13 protein-coding genes are annotated in these 20,411 nt (G+C 62.5%); 8 read left to right on the forward strand and 5 right to left on the reverse strand.

What is annotated here, in order from left to right:
- Nucleotides 1-33: 33 nt before the first annotated feature.
- From HMPREF1287_RS00270 to HMPREF1287_RS00280, 3 genes are all read left to right on the forward strand, one after another.
- The gene (locus HMPREF1287_RS00270) at nt 34-4,947 is read left to right on the forward strand and encodes a DEAD/DEAH box helicase (protein WP_023017608.1); all 4,914 of its coding nucleotides are present in this window, start codon (nt 34-36) and stop codon (nt 4,945-4,947) included.
- A gap of 69 nt (nt 4,948-5,016) precedes the next feature.
- Nucleotides 5,017-5,823 carry a DNA-formamidopyrimidine glycosylase family protein gene (locus HMPREF1287_RS00275; RefSeq protein WP_023017609.1) on the forward strand — a complete coding sequence of 269 codons (807 nt, stop codon included), beginning with the start codon at nt 5,017-5,019 and terminating at the stop codon, nt 5,821-5,823.
- A 35-nt stretch (nt 5,824-5,858) separates the two neighbouring features.
- A complete protein-coding gene (locus HMPREF1287_RS00280; RefSeq protein WP_023017610.1) occupies nt 5,859-6,284 on the forward strand; it encodes a YccF domain-containing protein in 426 nt (141 codons plus the stop codon).
- A 207-nt stretch (nt 6,285-6,491) separates the two neighbouring features.
- On the opposite strand, the gene pgi is transcribed toward HMPREF1287_RS00280, so the two are convergent.
- From pgi to HMPREF1287_RS00295, 3 genes are all read right to left on the reverse strand, one after another.
- Nucleotides 6,492-8,129: a glucose-6-phosphate isomerase gene (gene pgi / locus HMPREF1287_RS00285; protein WP_034653524.1), complete on the reverse strand. Its 1,638-nt coding sequence runs from the start codon at nt 8,127-8,129 to the stop codon at nt 6,492-6,494.
- Nucleotides 8,130-8,226: 97 nt separating this feature from the next.
- Nucleotides 8,227-9,573: a Na+/H+ antiporter family protein gene (locus HMPREF1287_RS00290; RefSeq protein WP_023017612.1), complete on the reverse strand. Its 1,347-nt coding sequence runs from the start codon at nt 9,571-9,573 to the stop codon at nt 8,227-8,229.
- 65 nt (nt 9,574-9,638) lie between these two features.
- Nucleotides 9,639-9,962, reverse strand: coding sequence for a chorismate mutase (locus tag HMPREF1287_RS00295; RefSeq protein WP_005279891.1), 324 nt, complete (start codon nt 9,960-9,962; stop codon nt 9,639-9,641).
- Nucleotides 9,963-10,059: 97 nt separating this feature from the next.
- Between HMPREF1287_RS00295 and pcrA the strand changes: the two genes are divergently transcribed.
- Complete coding sequence (gene pcrA, locus HMPREF1287_RS00300) at nt 10,060-12,603, forward strand: DNA helicase PcrA (protein WP_023017613.1); 2,544 nt, start codon at nt 10,060-10,062, stop codon at nt 12,601-12,603.
- Here pcrA and HMPREF1287_RS00305 read toward each other — a convergent pair.
- Together HMPREF1287_RS00305 and HMPREF1287_RS00310 are read right to left on the reverse strand one after the other, a co-directional pair.
- Nucleotides 12,600-13,358 carry a M23 family metallopeptidase gene (locus tag HMPREF1287_RS00305; RefSeq protein ID WP_023017614.1) on the reverse strand — a complete coding sequence of 253 codons (759 nt, stop codon included), beginning with the start codon at nt 13,356-13,358 and terminating at the stop codon, nt 12,600-12,602. The genes pcrA and HMPREF1287_RS00305 overlap by 4 nt on opposite strands.
- A gap of 804 nt (nt 13,359-14,162) precedes the next feature.
- A complete protein-coding gene (locus HMPREF1287_RS00310) occupies nt 14,163-14,918 on the reverse strand; it encodes a M23 family metallopeptidase (protein WP_023017615.1) in 756 nt (251 codons plus the stop codon).
- A gap of 518 nt (nt 14,919-15,436) precedes the next feature.
- Here HMPREF1287_RS00310 and HMPREF1287_RS00315 point away from each other — a divergent pair.
- The 4 genes from HMPREF1287_RS00315 to HMPREF1287_RS00330 are packed head-to-tail and all read left to right on the forward strand — an operon-like array spanning nt 15,437 to nt 20,406.
- The gene (locus HMPREF1287_RS00315; protein ID WP_198010359.1) at nt 15,437-17,203 is read left to right on the forward strand and encodes a DUF6350 family protein; all 1,767 of its coding nucleotides are present in this window, start codon (nt 15,437-15,439) and stop codon (nt 17,201-17,203) included.
- Between the two features lie 22 nt (nt 17,204-17,225).
- Nucleotides 17,226-17,834: a phosphoribosylglycinamide formyltransferase gene (gene purN, locus HMPREF1287_RS00320; protein WP_198010374.1), complete on the forward strand. Its 609-nt coding sequence runs from the start codon at nt 17,226-17,228 to the stop codon at nt 17,832-17,834.
- Between the two features lie 27 nt (nt 17,835-17,861).
- Nucleotides 17,862-19,394: a bifunctional phosphoribosylaminoimidazolecarboxamide formyltransferase/IMP cyclohydrolase gene (gene purH / locus HMPREF1287_RS00325; protein ID WP_023017618.1), complete on the forward strand. Its 1,533-nt coding sequence runs from the start codon at nt 17,862-17,864 to the stop codon at nt 19,392-19,394.
- A 31-nt stretch (nt 19,395-19,425) separates the two neighbouring features.
- Nucleotides 19,426-20,406 (forward strand): hypothetical protein, encoded by a 981-nt coding sequence (locus HMPREF1287_RS00330; protein ID WP_023017619.1) that lies wholly within the window; start codon nt 19,426-19,428, stop codon nt 20,404-20,406.
- Nucleotides 20,407-20,411: the final 5 nt, after the last annotated feature.

Consider the following 20,411-nt stretch of genomic DNA (forward strand, 5'->3'; position numbering starts at 1 on the left):
TGCCCACATTACAACGGGGACTAGAGTGTGGTCATGCCAGAAAACATCCTCGAGCGCTTTCGCCCCCAAGTGGCGCGGTGGTTCCAGGACGTTTTTGCCGCTCCCACCGCAGTACAAGCCCAGGCCTGGGACAAGATTTCCCGCGGGGATCACGCCCTGATGGTTGCCCCCACCGGTTCTGGTAAGACGCTCGCGGCGTTTTTATGGGCGCTAAATAACCTGGTAGAACGCGAAGGACAACTGGCCCTGCCGGTAGGAAACGCCGCAGGCTCCGCAACGGGCGTGCGGGTGTTGTATATATCGCCGCTCAAGGCGCTGGGCGTGGACGTGGAAAATAACCTGCGGGCCCCGCTGACCGGCATTGCGCGCACCGCGGAAAAGCTGGGGCTGGAGACGCCGAATATTTCCGTGGGCGTGCGCTCTGGCGATACACCCTCAGCAGAGCGCTCCCGACAGGTGCGCAAGCCACCGGATATCCTCATTACCACCCCGGAATCGGCGTATTTGATGCTGACCTCAAAGGCGGCGGGGATTTTGAAAACCGTCGATACCGTCATCATCGATGAAATCCACGCGCTGGCCGGCACCAAGCGCGGCGCGCACCTCGCCCTGACGCTGGAGCGCCTGCAAGAAATTGCGGGTGATTTTCAGCGCATTGGGCTTTCTGCCACGGTGCGCCCGCTTTCGGCCGTCTCGGATTTCTTGGGTGGCAATCGCCCAGTGGAAATCGTGGCGCCGGAGGCCCACAAGAAGTGGGACCTGGATGTGCGCGTGCCGGTAGAGGATATGTCGGATCTTCCCACGCCGGAGGCGGGCTCGACCATCGGGGAGCTCACCGTCGATGATGCCATTGGCATTACCGGCGGGCCGGAAGGCAGCGGGGACGGTGTGGAGGACTTCGTCGGGGAAGAAGACACCGCGCTGCCCACCGCGAACTCCATCTGGCCGTTTATTACCCAGGACCTCTACGCGGACATCATGGCGCATCGCTCCACGCTGGTCTTTGTGAACTCGCGGCGCAGTGCTGAGCGCCTGACCAGCCGGCTTAACGAGCTATACGCGCAGGAATATGACCCGGATTCGCTCTCGCCGGAAACTCGGCGCGATCCCGCCCAGCTGATGGCGCATTCGCACGTTGCGGGCAAGGCGCCGGCGGTCATCGCACGGGCGCACCACGGCTCGGTGTCCAAGGACGAGCGCGCCATGACGGAAACGATGCTAAAGGAAGTCACGCTGAAGGCCGTGGTGGCCACGAGCTCGCTGGAGCTGGGCATTGACATGGGCGCGGTGGATTTGGTGGTGCAGGTAGAATCGCCGCCCTCGGTGGCCTCAGGCCTGCAGCGCGTGGGCCGCGCCGGGCACCATGTGGGCGCGGTATCGCACGGCGCGTTTTATCCCAAGCACCGCGCGGACCTGGTGCAATCGACGCTAACGGTTGCGCGCATGCGCGGCGGGATGATCGAGAAGATGCATACCCCGCGCAATCCGCTGGACGTGCTCGCGCAGCAGACCGTGGCGGCGGTGGCCGCAGCGGGCGAGGAAGGCTTAAGCGCGGATGACTGGTATGACATCGTCAAGCGCAGCCATCCTTACCGCGAACTGGCCCGCGAGGTTTATGATTCCGTCATCGATCTGGTCAGCGGCGTGTACCCATCCACGGATTTTGCGGAGCTAAAACCCCGCGTGGTCTATGACCGCGTATCCGGCGTGATGACCCCGCGGCCGGGGGCGCAGCGCGTGGCCGTGACCAGTGGTGGCACCATCCCGGATAGGGGAATGTTTGGCGTCTTCCTCTATAGCGGTGGGGAATCCGGGAAGGCCCCGCGCCGGGTGGGCGAGCTCGATGAGGAGATGGTTTATGAATCCCGCGTGGGCGATGTCTTTACCCTGGGCGCGACCAGCTGGCGCATCGAGGAGATTACCCGCGACCAAGTCCTAGTCACGCCCGCGCCGGGGCATACGGGCCGGCTACCATTTTGGAATGGCGATGGCGCCGGGCGCCCCTATGAGCTGGGCCAGGCCTTGGGCGAGTACCGCCGCGAGGTAAATACGGACCCGAGCATTATCGCGGATGCTGATGAGAATGCCCGCAGCAATATCTTGTCCTACCTGCGCGAACAGCAGGAGGCCACCGGGGTTATTCCGGATGAAAAGACGCTCGTGCTCGAGCGCTTCAAGGATGAGCTGGGGGACTGGCGCGTGGTGCTGCACACGCCCTTTGGCCGGCCGGTCAACTCCGCCTGGGCCTTGGCGGTAGGCGCGCGGGTGGGCGAGCGCACCGGCATGGACCCGCAGGCGGTGGCCGGCGATGATGGCATCGTGCTGCGCCTGCCCGAGGGCGAGGCCGATCCCGATGGCACCATTTTTGCCTTCGACGCCGACGATATTGCCGATGTCGTGGCCGAGCAGGTGGGCAATTCCGCCCTTTTTGCCTCCCGCTTCCGCGAGTGCGCGGCCCGCGCGCTGCTTTTGCCCCGCCGCAATCCCGGCAAGCGCGCCCCGCTATGGCAGCAGCGCCAGCGCGCCGAACAGCTTTTGGATGTTGCCCGCAAGTACCCGTCCTTTCCCATTATTTTGGAAACGGTGCGCGAGTGCGTGCAGGACGTTTACGATGTCCCGGCGCTGCAGGAGGTCATGCGCGATTTGGGGCACCGCCGCGTGCGCATCGCGGAGGTCACCACGGATCAGCCTTCGCCCTTTGCCTCCTCGATGCTTTTTAATTACACCGGCGCCTTCATGTACGAGGGCGATTCCCCGCTGGCGGAAAAGCGGGCGGCGGCCCTCGCCCTTGACCCAGCGCTCTTGGCCAAGCTGCTGGGCACGGTGGAGCTGCGCGAGCTCTTGGATCCCGCGATCATCGATGAGGTCCATACCCAGCTGCAGCGCACCGCACCCTCGCGCCGGGCGCGCACCACCGAGGAGTTCGCGGATCTCTTGCGGGTGCTCGGGCCCATCCCGGTAGAAGAGCTGGGCGCGCATACGGATGTGCCCCTTGCCGCCCTGGAGAGCTTGGGCACGCGGATTATGCGGGTGCGCATCGGCGGGCGCGAGCACCTTGCCCAGTCCCAGGATGCGGCGCTGCTTCGCGATGCCCTCGGTGTCCCCATTCCTCCCGGCATCCCCGCCCAGGTCGCCACGCTTGCCGATGCCCTCCCACAGCTCGTAAGCCGCTGGGCGCGCACCCGCGGCCCGTTCGTGCTCGCGGACTTAACCGCTGCCTTCGGCATTTCCGTCTCCGCTGCATATACCACCCTGGCCGGGTTGGATTCGATCGTGGAGGGCCACTACCGGCAGGGCGTAGAGGAGCAGGAGTACTGCGCCGCCGAGGTGCTAAAGACCATTCGCTCGCGCTCGCTTGCTGCCGCGCGCGCGGATACCGAGCCGGTCTCCGGTGCCACCTTCGCCCGCTTCCTCCCGGAATGGCACGGCATCGCGCCCGCAGGGAAGCGGCCCGCGCTGCGCGGTGCCGATGGAGTATTTTCTGCTATCGAGCAGCTCGCCGGGGTGCGCCTGCCGGCCTCTGCCTGGGAATCCATCATTTTGCCCGCCCGCGTGGGGGATTATTCGCCCCGCATGCTAGATGAGCTAACCGCCAATGGTGAGGTGATGATCGTCGGCGCCGGAAAGGCCGGAGCTGCCGATCCGTGGGTGATGCTGCTGCCTGCCGATTACGCCGCCCAGCTCGCCCCCGAAACCGATCCGGAGGGCGTGAGCATGTTGCAGCGGGCCATTATAAGCGTGCTCGAGCGCGGCGGCGGCTTCCTCTTTTCCGATATCGCCGCCGAGGTCCCCGGTACCGCCGAGGAAACCCGCGAGGCCCTCTGGGGGCTGGTAGAAATGGGCCTGGCCAGCCCGGATTCCTTCGCGCCCATCCGCACGCGCTTATCGTCAGGCGGGCGCGGTGCCTCCCGCGCCGGCCGCGGTTCTACCGCCCACCGCTCCAAGCGGCGCCCCACGCGCTCGCGGCTGCGCATGGGACGCACCTCGTTCGCCCAGACCCAGAACGCCTCTGGAGGTACCGGCCAGACCCCGCCCGATATGCTCGGCCGCTGGTCGCTGGCGGTGCCCGCAGCCCAAGATGCCACCTCGCGGTCCGTGGCGCACGGCGAGGCCTGGCTGGATCGCTACGGCGTGGTCACCCGCGGCTCCGTGGTGGCCGAGGACGTCCTCGGCGGCTTCGCGCTGGCCTATAAGGTCTTATCCGGCTTTGAGGAATCCGGCAAGGCCATGCGCGGCTATGTCATCGAAGATCTCGGCGCCGCGCAATTTTCCACCCCCGCCATTATCGATCGCCTCCGCGGCCTGGCAGATTCCCCCGATGTCACCGGCTGGCCGTCCGGCACCACTGATCCAGAAACCTTCGTACTCGCCGCCGTGGATCCCGCCAACCCCTACGGCGCGGCGCTGCCGTGGCCGCAGCGCGATGATGCCGATGGCAAAGCTACCGGCGGGCCGGCCCGCTCCGCCGGGGCACTGGTCGTGCTGTGTGATGGCCTCCCCATAGCCCACCTCACCCGCGGCGGCAAGACCCTGACCACGTTTATCGATGCGCTGCCCGATGGACTCGAGACCACCGACGTCTACGCCCGCCTCCTGTCCGCGCTCGTAGAACTCATCGCCGCCGGGCACATGTCGCCGCTGGTGATCGAGAAGTGCAATGGCAACCCCATCCATCACACCCCGGCGGCTAGCATCCTGCGCTCGCTGGGGGCCGGAATCACGCCGAAGGGCGTGCGCATTGCCGGGCAGGCTGCGCCGCCGCGCGTTCCGCGCCGCGGGGGGCGGAACGGCTCACCGGACAACTCAAGGGGTGGCTCGAGCGGTGACCTGCGCGGCGGCAGGCGTGCCTCCGAGGCCATCGAGGAGCTCAGCTTCGACGATCCGCCTCCGCCCCCGCCACCTCGCAATTCTGGTGGCTTCCGCCCGCGCGGCGGATACCGCCGCTAGCGCTACCCGCCCGCAGGTGTATTTTGGTGGGGCCACTGTGTCTGAGTCCGACGGAAGGAGGCCATTCCCATGCCCGAAGGCGATTCCGTCCTACAACTTTCGCGCCGCCTGCAGTTTATGACCGGGCGTGAGGTCACCGGCTGTTCCGTGCGTGTGCCGCAGCACGCCACCGTTAACCTCACCGGCACCATCTGCGAGCGCGTGTGGCCGTATGGCAAGCACCTCTTCATGCAATTCGACCAAACCATCGTGCATACCCACCTAAAAATGGAGGGCACCTGGGCCATCCACTACGCCGGCGACCGCTGGCGCAAGCCCGGCCATAGCGCGCGCATCGTGCTGCAACTGTCCCATTCACCGCGCGATATTGAGCTCGTAGGCCACTGGTTGGGCTTTGTCGATATCTTCGACGCAGATCAGTACTTTAGCCGCATCAACCACCTTGGACCGGATATCTTGGACCCCGACTGGGATCGCGAGGAGGCGGTGCGCCGTCTGCGCGCGCGACCCGAACGCAGCATCGGCACGGCGCTTTTGGACCAGAAGGTCGTGGCAGGCATTGGCAATGAATACCGCGCCGAAATCTGCTTCCTCGCCGGCGTGCACCCAGCCACCCCAGTGGCAGAGGTGGATGTGGAACAGGTGCTGGACATCGGCAAGCGCATCATGTGGGCTAACCGGAACTCGCCCATCCGCGTGACCACCGGCGTGCGCCGGGCCGGGGAGACCACCTATGTCTTCGGGCGCAACCGCAAGCGCTGCCGGCGCTGCGGCACCATCATCCAGAAAGATTCCTTGGGCGGCATTGACCGCGGTGGGGACGAGGGTGAATTAGAGCGCATCATCTGGTTCTGCCCGCACTGCCAGCCGCTCTAAGGTTCCTTTACGCTTTTCGCGCTAAGCTGGCGGGCATGCGATCACTACTAAATCTTGTTTTTAATATCATCTGGTTACTCTCCGGCGGCATCGTTCTTGCGCTGGGCTACTTCCTTTTCGGCATCATCGCTTGCATCTTCATCGTGACGATTCCGGCGGGTGTGGCCTCGTTCCGCATGGGCCAGTTCGCGCTGTGGCCGTTCGGCCGCTCCGTGGTGGAGCCCCGCAAGGGCACCGGCGGGATGTCTGGCATCTCCAATGTCATTTGGTTCGTCATCGCTGGTCTGTGGCTATCCATCGGCCACGTCGTTACCGCCGTCATCCAGGCGATTACCATCATCGGTATCCCCGTTGCCTGGGCCAACCTCAAGATGATTCCAGTGACCTGCTTCCCCTTCGGACGCAAGGTTGTGAGCTCGAAGAGCATCCCGGCCGGCTGGCAGCCCATGGTGAAGCTGTAAATTTACTTAGCCTGAGAGCGCCTAGCCCGAAGCGACATGTTGCTTCGCGGCTGGGCGCTTTAGCGATCTGTGGTGCTTAGGCACGGAAGTGTCCAAAACAACCGCGTTTGTCTGAATTTGAGGGCAGATTTTTTAAGAACGCGGTTGTTTTGGACACTTTTACGCTAGAGCCTGGGGCGGGGCGCATGACCCGGGCACGGGCCGGAACTAACGGTTGGCGCGGTACCAGCCGATGAGCTCATCGGTGGACTGGTCGCCGGAATCTACCTCTTGGCTGCCGGAGACGGCAGGGGCCAAGTCATTGGCCTGCTGCTTGCCCAGCTCCACGCCCCATTGGTCGAAGGAGTTGATATCCCAGATGATGCCTTGGGTAAAGACGATGTGCTCGTAGAGCGCGATAAGCGCGCCCAGGGTGGAGGGGGTAAGCTCCTCGGCCATAATCGTGGTGGTAGGGCGGTTGCCCGGCATGACCTTGTGCGGCACGAGGTCTTCCTCAACGCCTTCGGCAGCGATTTCTTCGGCCGTCTTGCCAAAGGCCAGCACCTTGGTTTGGGCGAAGAAATTGCCCATGAGCAGGTCATGCATCGAGCCGGTGCCGTCCGCGGTGGGGAAGTCCTCCTTGGGGCGAGCAAAGCCGATGAAGTCCGCTGGGATGAGGCGGGTTCCCTGGTGCATGAGCTGGTAGAAGGCGTGCTGGCCGTTGGTGCCCGGCTCGCCCCAGTAAATCTCGCCGGTATTTCCAGTGGTGACCGCGGTGCCATCGCGGCGCACGGACTTGCCGTTGGATTCCATGGTCAGCTGCTGCAGGTAGGCAGGGAAGCGGCCGAGATCCTGCGAGTAGGGCAGAACGGCGTGGGTTTGGGCGCCGAAGAAATTGGTGTACCAGATGCCCAGCAAGCCCATGAGTACGGGCACATTGCGCTCTAGCGGGGTGGTGCGGAAGTGCTCATCCATGGCGTGGAAGCCTTCCAAAAAGCGCATGAAGTCCATCGGGCCAATGGTGCACATCAAGGACAGGCCAATGGCGGAATCGAGGGAGTAGCGCCCGCCCACCCAATTCCAGAACGGGAACATGTTGTCCGTATCGATGCCGAATTTCTCCACCTGCTCCGCATTGGTAGATACGGCCACGAAGTGCTTGGCTACGGCGGATTCATCGCCATCGAATTGTTCGATGAGCCAACGGCGGGCCGCGTGGGCATTGGTCAGGGTTTCCTGGGTGGTAAAGGTCTTGGAGGAGACGATAAAGAGGGTGGAGCCGGCATCGAGCCCGTCCAAGGTGGCGGCCATATCGGCGGGATCCACGTTGGAGACGAACTCCGCGGAAATGCCGGCCACCTCATAAGAGCGCAGGGCCTGTGCGGCCATGGCGGGGCCGAGATCGGAACCGCCGATGCCGATATTGACCACCTTTTTGATGGTGTGGCCGGTATGCCCCAACCAGGAACCGGAGCGCAGGGCGGTGGCGAAATCGCGCATGCGGCCCAGGACCTCGTGGACATCGGCGGCGACATCTTGGCCATCGACGTGCAGGTCATCTTCTACCGGCAGGCGCAGCGCGGTGTGCAGCACGGCGCGATCCTCGGTGTTGTTGAGGTGCTCGCCTGCAAACATGGCATCGCGCCGGCCTTCCACGTCGGCGGCGCGGGCTACCTCGACCAGGTGCTGGAGGACGTCTTCATCGATGAGGTTTTTGGATAAATCCACGTGCAGGCCTGCGGCGTCGAAGGTGTAGTTCTCGGCGCGGTTTGCGTCTGCGGCGAAGAGTTCGCGCAGGCGCATGTCCTGCTTTTCTTCATATACCTTGACCAGGTCTTTCCACTGGGACGATGCGGTGATATCCATGGCAATTGGCCTTTCTGGCGACGAGCGCATTGGCAATGTGTACCCCTCCCACCGTAGTCGAGAATGAGTGCCAACGGCACCGTGAGAAGTGTGGCATTTAGAGCATGAGCGCGCCCGCCCAGCCGGCGATAAGAAGTGGGATATTGAAGTGGATAAAGGTGGGGATGACGGAGTCACGGATGTGATCGTGTTGGCCATCGGCGCCGAGGCCGGCGGTGGGGCCGAGGGTGGAATCGGAGGCGGGGGAGCCGGCATCGCCAAGCGCGCCTGCCGTACCGATAAGCGCTACCGTGGCCGCGGGGCTAAAGCCGAGCGAGGCGCACAGGGGAACGTAGATAACGGAGATAATCGGCAGGGTGGAAAAGGATGAGCCGATGCCCATGGTGACCACCAGGCCGACCAAGAGCATGGCGCCTGCGGAGAGGAACTTATTGGTGCCAAAGAGGTTGGCGGTGGCATCGACAAGCGGGCCGACTTCCTCCGTCGCCGTCATGACTGAGGCAAAGCCCTGCGCGGTGATCATGATAAAGCCGATAAGGGCCATCATTTTCATGCCGTTGGTAAATACGTCATCGGCGTGCTTCCAATCCACCGCGCCGGAAATGAGCAAGATGCCCAGGCCGGTCAGGGCGCCGACGAGCAGGCCATCGGACTCGAAATCGAGCGCCTGCATGATGATTTGGACGGCGAAGGTGGCGATAATCGCCAGGATGGAAACCCAGATTTTATACCGCGAGGGCGTTTCCTGGTGCTCTTCGGCGGCAATGGGCCGGTCCTCGTACTCGCGTGGGGCGCGGTAGCTGAAAAAGATGGCGATGAGCAGGCCGGCGAGCATGCCCAGGGCCGGGATGGCCATGACCTGCATAATATTGAGAGTGGAGGTATCCAGACCCGCCTCTTCAATATTGAAGAGCAAAATATCGTTCAAATAGATGGACCCGAAGCCCACCGGAATGAACATGTAGGTGGTGATAAGGCCGAAGGTCAGGCACGTGGTGATAAGGCGGCGATCCAGCTTGAGCTTATTCATCACCGCCAATAGCGGCGGGACAAGCAGCGGGATGAAGGCAATGTGGACGGGGATGAGGTTCTGGCTCATCACGGCCATGGCGATAAGGCCAAGAACGAGCATCCACTTGGTGGTGGCCGCGGCCTTGGGATCTAATTCGCCGGTGCCGCCGAGCTTGGCGATGAGAAAGTTGGCCAAGATCTGCGGCAGCCCGGCGGAGGCAACACCCATCGCGAAGGCGCCCAAGAGGGCATAACTTAAGGCAATCTTGGCGCCGCCGCCGAGCCCGTCCTGGAAGGCAACCATGGTGGCATCCAGGCCCATGCCGGATATAAGGCCGCCGACTATCGCGCCGATGAAAAGCGCCACCACCACGTGCACGCGCAGGAGGGCAAGCGCGAGCATGACGATGACGGCGATGAGTACTGCGTTCATGCCCCGAAAGCGTACTGCATAGTATGGGTGAGCTCGTAATTAATCCGAGGGGTTGAGTGGTGGCTTTAGCCCAGGCGGCCGCGCCCCATGCGCAGCAGGGCAGAGGCGATGGTGGGGCCTTCCTCGCCAAGCTCCGCGCGGAACTCATTGAGGATGGCGATCTCGCGGGTGTGCACCAAGCGCGTGCCGCCGGAGCTCATGCGGGTGCGACCCACCGCGCGGGAGACCTCGGTGCGGCGCTTGACCGCATCCAAGATGATCTGGTCAAGGCGGTTGATTTCCTCGCGATACTGCTGGATTTCCGCATCAGATAGGGGATCATCCGTGCCGGTGGGCGTGCGGATATCCAAGCCATTGTCAACGATGGATTCATTATCTTCAGCGGTCATGGTCCCTTATTGTGCCACTTGGTCAGGTATTTAGAAAGCGCAGTGTATGCCGCAAATACGGGCCATGTCCGGTGGGGCTAGTAGGTTGGTAGGCATTATGACGAATAACTCTCCATTTAGCCCAACTTCTACCCCGCGCGAACCCGTATCCGGTGCTGCTTCCCGCGGCGGCTTCGCCCCTAGCCAGCCCGAGCCGCAGAACCCCTTTGGCAGCACGCCAAGGCCCGCGGAATCCGATCCTTTAACCCAAGGTTTGAATCCACAGCAATTAGAGGCGGTCACCCATACCGGCAGGCCCCTGCTGATTGTCGCCGGCGCGGGTTCTGGCAAGACCGCGGTACTTACCCGCCGCATCGCGTACCTCATGCGCCACCGCGGGGTAAACCCGTGGGAAATCCTCGCCATTACCTTTACCAATAAGGCCGCCGCAGAGATGAAGGAGCGCGTGGGTTCCCTGGTCGGTCCGGTGGCCGAGCGCATGTGGGTATCCACCTTCCACTCCATCTGCGTGCGCATCCTGCGCCAGAACGCCCAGCTCGTGCCGGGGCTTAATACCAACTTCACCATTTATGATGGCGACGATGCCCGCAGGCTTCTATCCATGATTGCCAAGGACATGCAGCTGGATCTGAAGAAATACACCCCGCGCGTGCTGGCCAACCAGATCTCCAACCACAAAAACGAGCTCGTGGGCCCGGCCGAGGCAGCCGACAAGGCGCAGCAGACCAAGAACCCCTTTGAGACCACCGTGGCGGATGTCTACGCCGAGTACCAGCGCCGCCTGCGCGCGGCCAATGCGGTGGACTTTGATGACCTCATTGGGGAAGTAGTGCGCATTTTCACCGAGCACAAGCAGGTAGTGGAGTTTTATCGCCGGCGGTTTAAGCACGTGCTCATTGATGAGTACCAGGACACCAACCACGCCCAGTACGCGCTGGTAGCAGCGCTCGTGGGCAAGGGCGAGCTGGGTCCTGATGCCCCAGAGTTGTGCGTGGTGGGTGATTCCGATCAGTCCATTTATGCCTTCCGCGGCGCCACCATCCGCAATATCGAGGAATTCGAGCGCGATTACCCGCAAGCGCACACCATCTTATTGGAGCAAAACTACCGCTCCACGCAGACCATCTTGAACGCGGCTAATGCCGTGATTGCGAAAAACGAGAACCGCCGGGAGAAAAACCTGTGGACCGCGCATGGCGATGGCGAATCCATCGTGGGGTACGTGGCGGATAACGAGCACGATGAAGCCCGCTTTATCGCTGCAGAGATCGACGCGCTGGCGGATAAGGGCCACAGCTATTCCGATATCGCCGTGATGTACCGGACCAATAATGCCTCCCGCGCGCTGGAGGATATCTTCATTCGCTCCGGCATTCCCTATAAGGTCGTGGGCGGGACGCGCTTTTACGAACGCCGCGAAATCCGCGATATGGTGGCCTACCTGCGCATTATGGATAACCCCGACGATACGGTGAGCCTGCGCCGCATCATCAATGTTCCCAAGCGCGCCATCGGCGATAAGGCCCAGGGCCAGATTGCCCTGCACGCGGAAAACCAGGGGATAAGCTTTGGCAAGGCGCTTGCCGATGTCCCCCGGGGCGACGTCCCCGGCCTTGGGACCCGCGCCGTTAATGCCGTTACCAAGTTCAACGACATGATGGAGGGTATCCGCGCACAAATCCCCGGCATGCGCGATGAGGTGACCGGCCAGCCCGATCTGGGCGAACTGCTCACCGCCATCCTGGATGCCACCGGATATAAGGCGGAGCTAGAAAATTCCAACGACCCGCAGGACGGTGCGCGCCTCGATAACCTCAATGAGCTGGTATCCGTGGCCCGCGAATTTACCTCAGAGGCCGCCAACCAGCTGGCCGCAGCCGGGGCGGATGCCGTCGATCCCAATGAGCTTTTAGAAGAAGGCGAAGCCGCGCCGGGCTCGCTGCAGGCCTTTTTGGAGAAGGTCTCCCTCGTTGCGGATGCGGATCAGATTCCGGATTCTGAGACCGGGGTAGTGACCATGATGACCCTGCATACGGCCAAGGGCTTGGAGTTTCCCGTCGTCTTTGTCGCCGGCTGGGAGGACGGCCAATTCCCGCACATGCGCTCACTGGGTAACCCGAAGGAATTAAGCGAAGAACGCCGCCTGGCCTATGTGGGCATCACCCGCGCCCGTGAAAAGTTGTACCTCACGCGCGCCATCTTGCGTTCTGCGTGGGGCAATCCGGTGACCAATCCCGCCAGTCGCTTCCTCGCCGAGATCCCAGAGGATCTCATCGACTGGCGGCGAGAGGATTCCGATAGTGACCTCACCGGTTCCTGGGGAGCCGATGACTATCAATATGGCCGGAGCTATCGCCGCGGTTCTAGTGGCGGCTACGCCGGCGGTGGGGGTGCTGGGTTTGGCCAGCGCGCTACGTCTTCCCCTTCGCAACGCACTCGCCAGCCTGCAGCTAATTCCATGCCGAAGAATAAGAACCTCAACCTTGCTGTGGGAGACCGCGTCAACCACGCCAAGTACGGGCTCGGAACCGTAATTGAAACGGCCGGTTCCGGTGCCCGCGCCACGGTGACCGTGGACTTTGGTTCCTCCGGCAAGGTGCGGCTCATGCTCATCGGTGGTGTGCCGATGGAAAAGCTCTAGACCGAGATCCCGCGCTCGTTGAACCAGCCCACTGGGTCAACGGCCGCGCCGCCACCTGGGTGGATTTCGAAGTGCAGGTGTGGGCCGGTGGAGCGGCCCTCGTTGCCGATGTCCGCGATGTGGTCGCCCGCAGAAACGTGGTCGCCCACGTTCACGCGCAGCGAGCTGGCGGACATGTGGCCGTAGACAGAGATGCTGCCATCGACGTGCTGGATGCGAATCCAGTTGCCGAAGCCCTGTGCCGGACCGGAGTTAATGACCGTGCCGTCCATGACGGAGTAGATCGGGGTGCCGACTGGGTTAGCCACGTCGATGCCGTTGTGCATCGCGCCCCAGCGCATACCGAACCCTGAGGTCAATGTGCCGGAGGTGGGAAAGACCACTGTATTGCCGGCAGCATCGCGACTGCGCTGAGGGGTCAGCCCAGAGCGGTCGCCCTCGGGAGCGAAGGCTTCCCGCAGGCCCGGAACGGAGGAGGGGTCCAAGACGATGTTGATCCCGCCGGATTCGTTCTGGCTAAATTCCGGGACGTCTTTGCCGGTCAGCACGCCGGCGGCGGCGTTTGCGAAGCCGACGGCGGCATCGATAACACCCGCGTTATCAACGTTGGTGGCTTGCGGCTCAGAGGAGCCATTGGAAACGTCCACGCTGGCCACTGGATCAGCAGCAAAAGCGGAGGTGCCGGTAGCAAAAACGGTGCCAAGCGTAACGATGCTTAGCGCTACATTCCTGCGTGCGCGGTTCATGCGCTTCATAGTTTAAGTCCTTTTCATGGCTGTGCATGGTCTCGAGGCGCGCAAACCTTAAAGGTTTGGCGTCTTTCAACTGCCCTCTGCGACACGCCGAGGAATGGAAATACCCCATTTGGCGTTCGCTTGTGGCAACGAGTTAAAAGTTAGCCTGCCCATAGAGGCCGCGCAATCTGTAAAAATGCTGGTAGAAAAGGCGTTTATTCGAAAAGTTTCGAACATGCCAGCTTGTTGCGCGTGTTACGAAAGTGGTCAAAGTTGCGGGTTTGAAGTACTGGTTTAAGCTCTGGGGGTGACTGCCGGGGGTGAGGAGAGGGGGGTTACTGGCACCAAGCTAGAAAACTGCCATCTACCTGCGACAAGGCTGGATGCTGGACTTAACTGGCAGTCGGTGGGGATATTTTGAGGGCTGCATTGGCGGCTCTTTTATGGCGGCGCGCGCCCGGTGATAATTCCCGGTACCGCGTGTATGTGCTCTCGTGCGGTTCAACGGCGCTCAGGGCGAATGGAGGGGCCCTAATCCCGCGATGTGGAGGCTTGGGCGGCTATGGGGACCCTAGGGGCTCATATGGGCCCTGGAGGGCGGCTGTGCGGCTCTCTAGCACCCTTTGGTTCGCAATCCGCCCTCTGGGTGAGGTAGAACTATCTCAATCGCGGAGATCGCCTCTGGCGGGCGAAGGTGGGGCTGTGGCTCCGCACGAGGGGGCTTGTCGTGGGGACTGCGGGCGAGTGGAGCTTATTGGGGTCTAGGCATAGCAAAAGCGCCGCAGAGGTTATCTGCGGCGCTTTAACAAGAAGGAAAGAAGGCTCTTAGAGCTGAATGCCTCGCTCGGCCAGCCATGCCTGTGGGTCAACGGCGTCACCGGAGTTCGGGTGAACCTCGAAGTGGAGGTGGGAACCGGTGGAGAAGCCCAGGGAGCCCATGCCGGCGATCTTCTGGCCGGCGTGCACGTGCTCGCCCACGGCGACGTCGAGGGTCTGCATGTGACCGTAGACGGTCATGGTGCCATCATCGTGGAGGATGCGAATCCACTGGCCGTAGCCGGAGGCTGGGCCGGAATCGATGACGGTGCCGTCCATGACGGAAAGGATGGGGGTGCCAACGGCGTTGGCGATGTCCACGCCAGAGTGGAAGGAGCCCCAACGCGGGCCGAAGCCGGAAGTGAAGGCGCCTTCAGCGGGGCGAGCAATGGAAGGAGCGCGAGCGGCAAGGTCCTCGGCGGCGCGGTCAGCGGAAGCCTGGATGGACTTGCTCAGCTGGTCAACCAGATTGGTAACCGGCTTTGCCTCAGCCACGTTGAGGATCTGCGGTGCAGCATCAGAGGAGCCGGCTGGGGTGTTGTTGACCTCGGAAGTATCAGCGGCAAGCTTGTAGTCAACAGACTGTGTCGTGGTGGTGGAAGATGCAGCGTTGTCGGATTCAACGTTAGCGGCAGCTGCGCCGCCTACGCCGGCGGTGGACACGGCACCGGCTGCAACGGTCATGACAGCGATACGACCCTTGGTGGTCTGCGAGGTGACAATCTTGCGATGGCGGCCGGCGCCACGCTGAACTTTGCTTCGCATTAAATCTTCTTTCGTGTCTTTCACAATCTTCAAAAAGAGCGTTACACCGTCTCTGGGTTAGTTACGAGATTGTGACCTTCTTGTTACCAACGAGATGTAACAGTAGCGTCTCAAAAAGATAACAGCAAGCCAAAAATGAATTTTTTCTCGCGCCGGTCTGGAATAAGCCTACATGCAGGCACGTTATGGAAAGTTGTGGCGCATAGTGCGATATAAATCTCTTAAAACTAAGCCCCCGCGGTAGCCCCGAAGCTGTAATGGTGCACTGTAACGTCCTGCCATGGAAATGCAACGGCATGTAATTACTGTGACCAGTGGGGGATAAGAGTTAAAACTTTATTCCTTATATATATGTCTACAGTAGTTACTGAACAAGTCCACGGTGATTTTGGAGGCGCCTCGTCGCGCCACCCCGCTACCGCGGGCAAAAGGTGGCAAAGTGGACGCCGATGAACAAAAACACCAGCCCCCAATCTCGGTCAACGCCCCGCCCGCGTAGCCAGGCGCGGGGCCGGACAGTGCAGACAGAGCGCGCCCCTCGTGCACCGCATGCCACTGCGACGCAGAAGCCGCATAATTCCGCAGAACGCGTCGCCCGCAAAGCTGGGTCGAAGGCGAAGGCCCGTCGCACGCCGGCCCCGCTGACGAAGGCGGGGCGCATCCGCCAATTATTCATGTCGGCGGTCCTGCCGAATATTATTGTCGTCCTTATTATTGTGGCGCTCGCATTCGGCGCGCTTTTGCTTTTTGGCTCGCCCCTTGCGTGGCTGCCGACCATCGTGGCGGAAGCGTGGATGGTCTTTAACCTCGCGCCGGTATCTGCGGCCGGGGTGGACCTGTCGTTCCTCCCGGCCTTGCCCGCCCTCATCCTCGCCACGGTGGTGGCGGTGCGCGTGCGCGCCGCGGTAAAACACAAGGTCAGCGTGAAGGACCTGGCAATTCTTGTCGCCTGTGTGGTGGGCGTGCCGGTGGTACTGACCTGCATTGCCTGGGTGATGTTGTGGGATGCCGGCAAGGTTTTCGACGTATCCCCGCCGAACCTCGCTGCTGCGCTTGCTCGCGTCATCGTCGTGCACCTAGCGGCGATGGCAGCCGGCATGGGTACCCGCCTGTGGCGCGCCTTGGCCAAGCGCTATGGTGCCCCGCCGCTGCTTGTCGATGCCGCCCTTATCGCCCTGCGCTACCTCGCCTACCTCGCCATTGGCGCGACCGTGGTCTTCGTGCTCATCTTCATCGTGAACTTCTCGCGCCAGGGGGAGATGATGGATGAGTACCCTTCCATCTCTGGGCTGGGCGTTTTCACCCTCATCCTGTTGAGCCTGCTGTATATCCCCAACGCCATCGTCAGCACCGGGGCAGTGCTGGTGGGCTCGGAGTTTTCGGCAGGGGAGGCGCAGGTAAGCCTCTTTAGCACCCACCTTGTGCCGCTGCCGCCGCTGCCTATTACCGGCGGCATCCCAGCGTCCTCACCCGGCTGGGCGGTCGTCTTCATGGTGGTTCCCCTCATCGCGGCGACGATGTCCTTGTATAAGAAGCGCCCGTCCTTCCAGAAGGTGCTCGCGGCCACGGTGGCTACCGCGGTCATCATGTTCTTCGCGTGCTATCTGGTTAGCGGCACGCTTGGCTATTACGGCCACACCGGCCCGCACCTGTGGACTGCTGCTGGCCTTGCCGCGCTATGGATCGCCGTCGTGGGCTTGGCCGTCGCGGCAGCCTTTGCGCTTATGAACTGGCGCGACGCCCGCGCGGCCGAAGCGGAGGCAGAGTCTTCGGCGGAGGAGGTCGCAGAGGCAGAGGCCTCCGAAGAGGATTCAGAAGACGCTGCAGAGTCGGCAGAAGATACCGCTTCTGAGGACACCACTGACGCAGAACAATCTGACGCGGACAATGCCGAGGCCGACGAGGCTGACGGCGACGATGCTGATGCCGATTTGGACGAGAGCGAAACGGACGAGGACGAATCAGAATCTGGCGACGGTGAGGACTCCGAGTCAGCAGCGAATGACGCGGACGACACAGCCGACGATGATGACGCTGCCGCAGAATCCAAGGGCAGCGCAGACAGCACCGACGAGGTCATCGAAGGGGAGGTCGTTGAAGACACCGACGGCGGCGATGACGCGGAAAGTACCGCGGGCGATGGTGGGGAAGAAGGGGCATCGGAAAGCAGCGAGCGCGAAGCGGCTGAAGACCCCGAGATCCTGGAAGGCGAACTCGTGGAAGAGGACGCAAATGAGGGCGAGCCTGACGCGGCAGATTCTACTGAAAGCGGGAAGAGGGACTAGGCTATAGCGCGTGACTTCACCGATGCCACCACGCGCTACTGCTGCCACTGATCGCCTACGAGTTGTCGTGCTTGTCTCTGGGACGGGCTCGCTTTTGCAAGCCATCTTGGATGCCCAAGATGAGCGCTACCGTGTGATGAAAGTGGTGGCGGATAAACCGTGTCGAGGTATTGAACGCGCCCGAGAACGCGATATCGATACCGAGATCGTGGAAATGGGCGCGGACCGTGCCGAATGGAATACATGTCTGGCTGATGCAGTAGATGCTGCGCAGCCAGACATTGTTGTTTCTGCAGGCTTTATGAAGATTTTGGGGGAAGGCTTCCTCCGCCGCTTCGAAGGCCGCACCATCAATACCCACCCGGCGTTATTGCCTGCGTTTAAGGGCGCGCACGGGGTGCGCGATGCGTTGGAATACGGCGTGAAGGTCACAGGCTCTACCGTCCATTTCGTGGACGCGGGCGTGGATACCGGTTCCATCATTGCGCAGCGGCCGGTGGCCGTGCGGGCAGACGATGAAGAGGCCAGCCTCCACGAACGCATTAAAAAAGTAGAGCGCGAACTCATCGTCGACGTGCTGCGCGCGGCGCAGCCCCGCGGCGAGGAACTTTTTATTCAACTCGCAGACTAAGACTTTTCGAAAGGCTTATTCCTCCTCATGAGCGAAGACCGCAAGCAGGTAAAGCGCGCACTCATTAGCGTGTACGACAAGACGGGGCTGGAGGATCTAGCCCGCGCACTCGATAAGGCGGGCGTAGAGATCGTCTCTACCGGCTCCACCGCCAAGAAGATTGCTGACCTGGGAATCGAGGTCACCCCGGTAGAAAAGCTCACCGGTTTCCCCGAGTGCCTGGAAGGCCGCGTTAAGACGCTCCACCCGCGCGTGCACGCCGGAATCCTGGCGGATACCCGCAAGGAAGACCACCTGGCGCAGCTCAAAGAGCTTGAGGTAGAGCCCTTCCAGCTCGTCGTGGTGAACCTGTACCCCTTCCAGGAAACCGTTGCCTCCGGCGCGGACTTCGATGGCTGCGTGGAGCAGATCGATATCGGTGGACCTTCCATGGTGCGCGCGGCGGCCAAGAATCACCCGTCCGTTGCCGTGGTTGTGGATCCGGCGCGTTACGGCGAGGTAACCCAGGCCGTTGAAGAGGGTGGCTTTAGCCTTGACCAGCGCCGTGGCCTCGCCCGCGATGCCTTCCTCCACACCGCAAACTACGATGCGGCGGTCTCCGCATGGTTCGTGGACCAGCTCAGCGATGGCGAGGAGACCACCTCGCTGCGCTACGGCGAGAACTCTCACCAGGCCGCCACCGTGACCCGGATTGGCACCAAGGGCCTGGCCAATGCCAAGCAGCTCAACGGCAAGGAAATGAGCTACAACAACTACCAGGACGCCGACGCTGCCTGGCGCGCGGCCTGGGACCACGAGCGCCCCTGCGTGGCGATTATCAAGCACACCAACCCGTGCGGCATCGCCGTATCGGATGAGTCCATCGCTGCGGCCCACCGCGCGGCGCATGCCTGTGACCCAATGTCCGCATTTGGCGGCGTCATCGCTGTCAATCGCGAGGTCAGCGTAGAGATGGCTGAGCAGGTCAAGGGCATTTTCACCGAGGTCATCGTCGCGCCCGCCTATGAGGATAAGGCGCTGGAGATCCTGCAGAGCAAGAAGAACCTGCGCGTGCTTTTGGCCGAGCCAGAAAAGCAGGGCGAGGAGCGCAAGTACATCTCCGGAGGCGTGCTGCGCCAAGAGCCGGATACCTACCAGGCCGAAGGCGATAAGCCCGAAAACTGGACCCTGGCAGCGGGCGAGGCCCTGAGCGACGAGGACTTGGCCCAGCTCGAGTTCGCCTGGCGCACGGTGCGCGCGGTCAAGTCCAATGCGATTTTGCTGGCTAAGGACAATGCGACCGTGGGCGTGGGCATGGGCCAGGTCAACCGCGTGGATTCCGCCAAGCTTGCGGTCGAGCGCGCCAATACGCTTGCCGATGCCACCAACCGCACCCAAGGCTCCTTCGCCGCCTCCGATGCCTTTTTCCCCTTTGCCGATGGCTTGCAGGTGCTTCTCGATGCCGGCGTCAAAGCCGTTGTCCAGCCCGGCGGCTCCATCCGCGATGAAGAAGTTATCGAGGCAGCTAAGGCCGCTGGTGTTACGATGTATCTCACTGGAACGCGCCACTTCGCTCACTAGCGATAGCGCCTGAAACCTAAGGAACCTCGTTATGCCCGCACCCACCCGCACCGCGCCGAGGCGTACTGCACCGAAGCGCATGGCGCTCGGCGGCCTACTTGTGGCTGGGGCGCTGTGTCTTAGCGCGTGCGGGCAGGGCGAGCGGGAGACGGAATCAGAGCCGGGCATCGCCAAGCAGGAAACGTCGCGCCCCGCGGAGAGCGCGGCGGATACGAAGGATAGCCCTCGCGATGCCGCAGCGCAGGATGAGGCTGCGCCGGCTGATGCCCAATCCGATGCCGCGAAAGCTGCCGAAGATGGCGGGTCGGCTGTGGTTGGTGACCTGCAGCGCGAGCTCGACCGCATCGCCGCTAACTACGGCAATGTAGGCATCGCGGTATCGGATGGCACCACCACCATTGCCGCCGGGCGCACCGCGCCCGAAACCGCATGGTCGACCTCCAAGGTGCCGGTGCTCATCGCCGCCCATCGCGCAGGGCTCATCGGCCCCGACGTGGTGACATCTGCGATTACCTATTCCAATAATGCGGCGGCGCAATCCGCCTGGGACGCGCTCGGCGGCGGAGCGCAAGCCGCCCAGGCCGCGCAACAAGTGCTTGCCGAGACCGGCGATACCACCACCCAGGTCCAAAGCCAGGTCACCCGCCCGGAATTTAGCGCCTTCGGGCAAACGCAGTGGAGCGTGGGCGACCAGGCCGCGTTCATGGCAAAGCTGCGCTGCGTCAACGGTGCCGAACCCATCCTCACCGCGATGTCTACGCCCGACCCCGCCCAAAGCTATGGCCTGCGTAACCTAGAGGGTGCCGCCCTCAAAGGCGGCTGGGGCCCAGATATCGCCGGCGGCTATGATGTACGGCAGATGGGTCTTGCCACCATCGGCGGCCGCGAGGTGGCGGTAGCACTCATCGCCTCGGCCCCGAATGGTCAATATGCCTCCGCCCAACCAATACTTTCGGGCATGGCGCTCGATCTTTCCAAGGCCGATATTGCCTGGCCCACCCCAGCTTGTTAGCCCCA

This window comes from Corynebacterium sp. KPL1986 (assembly GCF_000477975.1).
In the GTDB taxonomy this organism is placed as follows: Bacteria; Actinomycetota; Actinomycetes; order Mycobacteriales; family Mycobacteriaceae; genus Corynebacterium; species Corynebacterium accolens.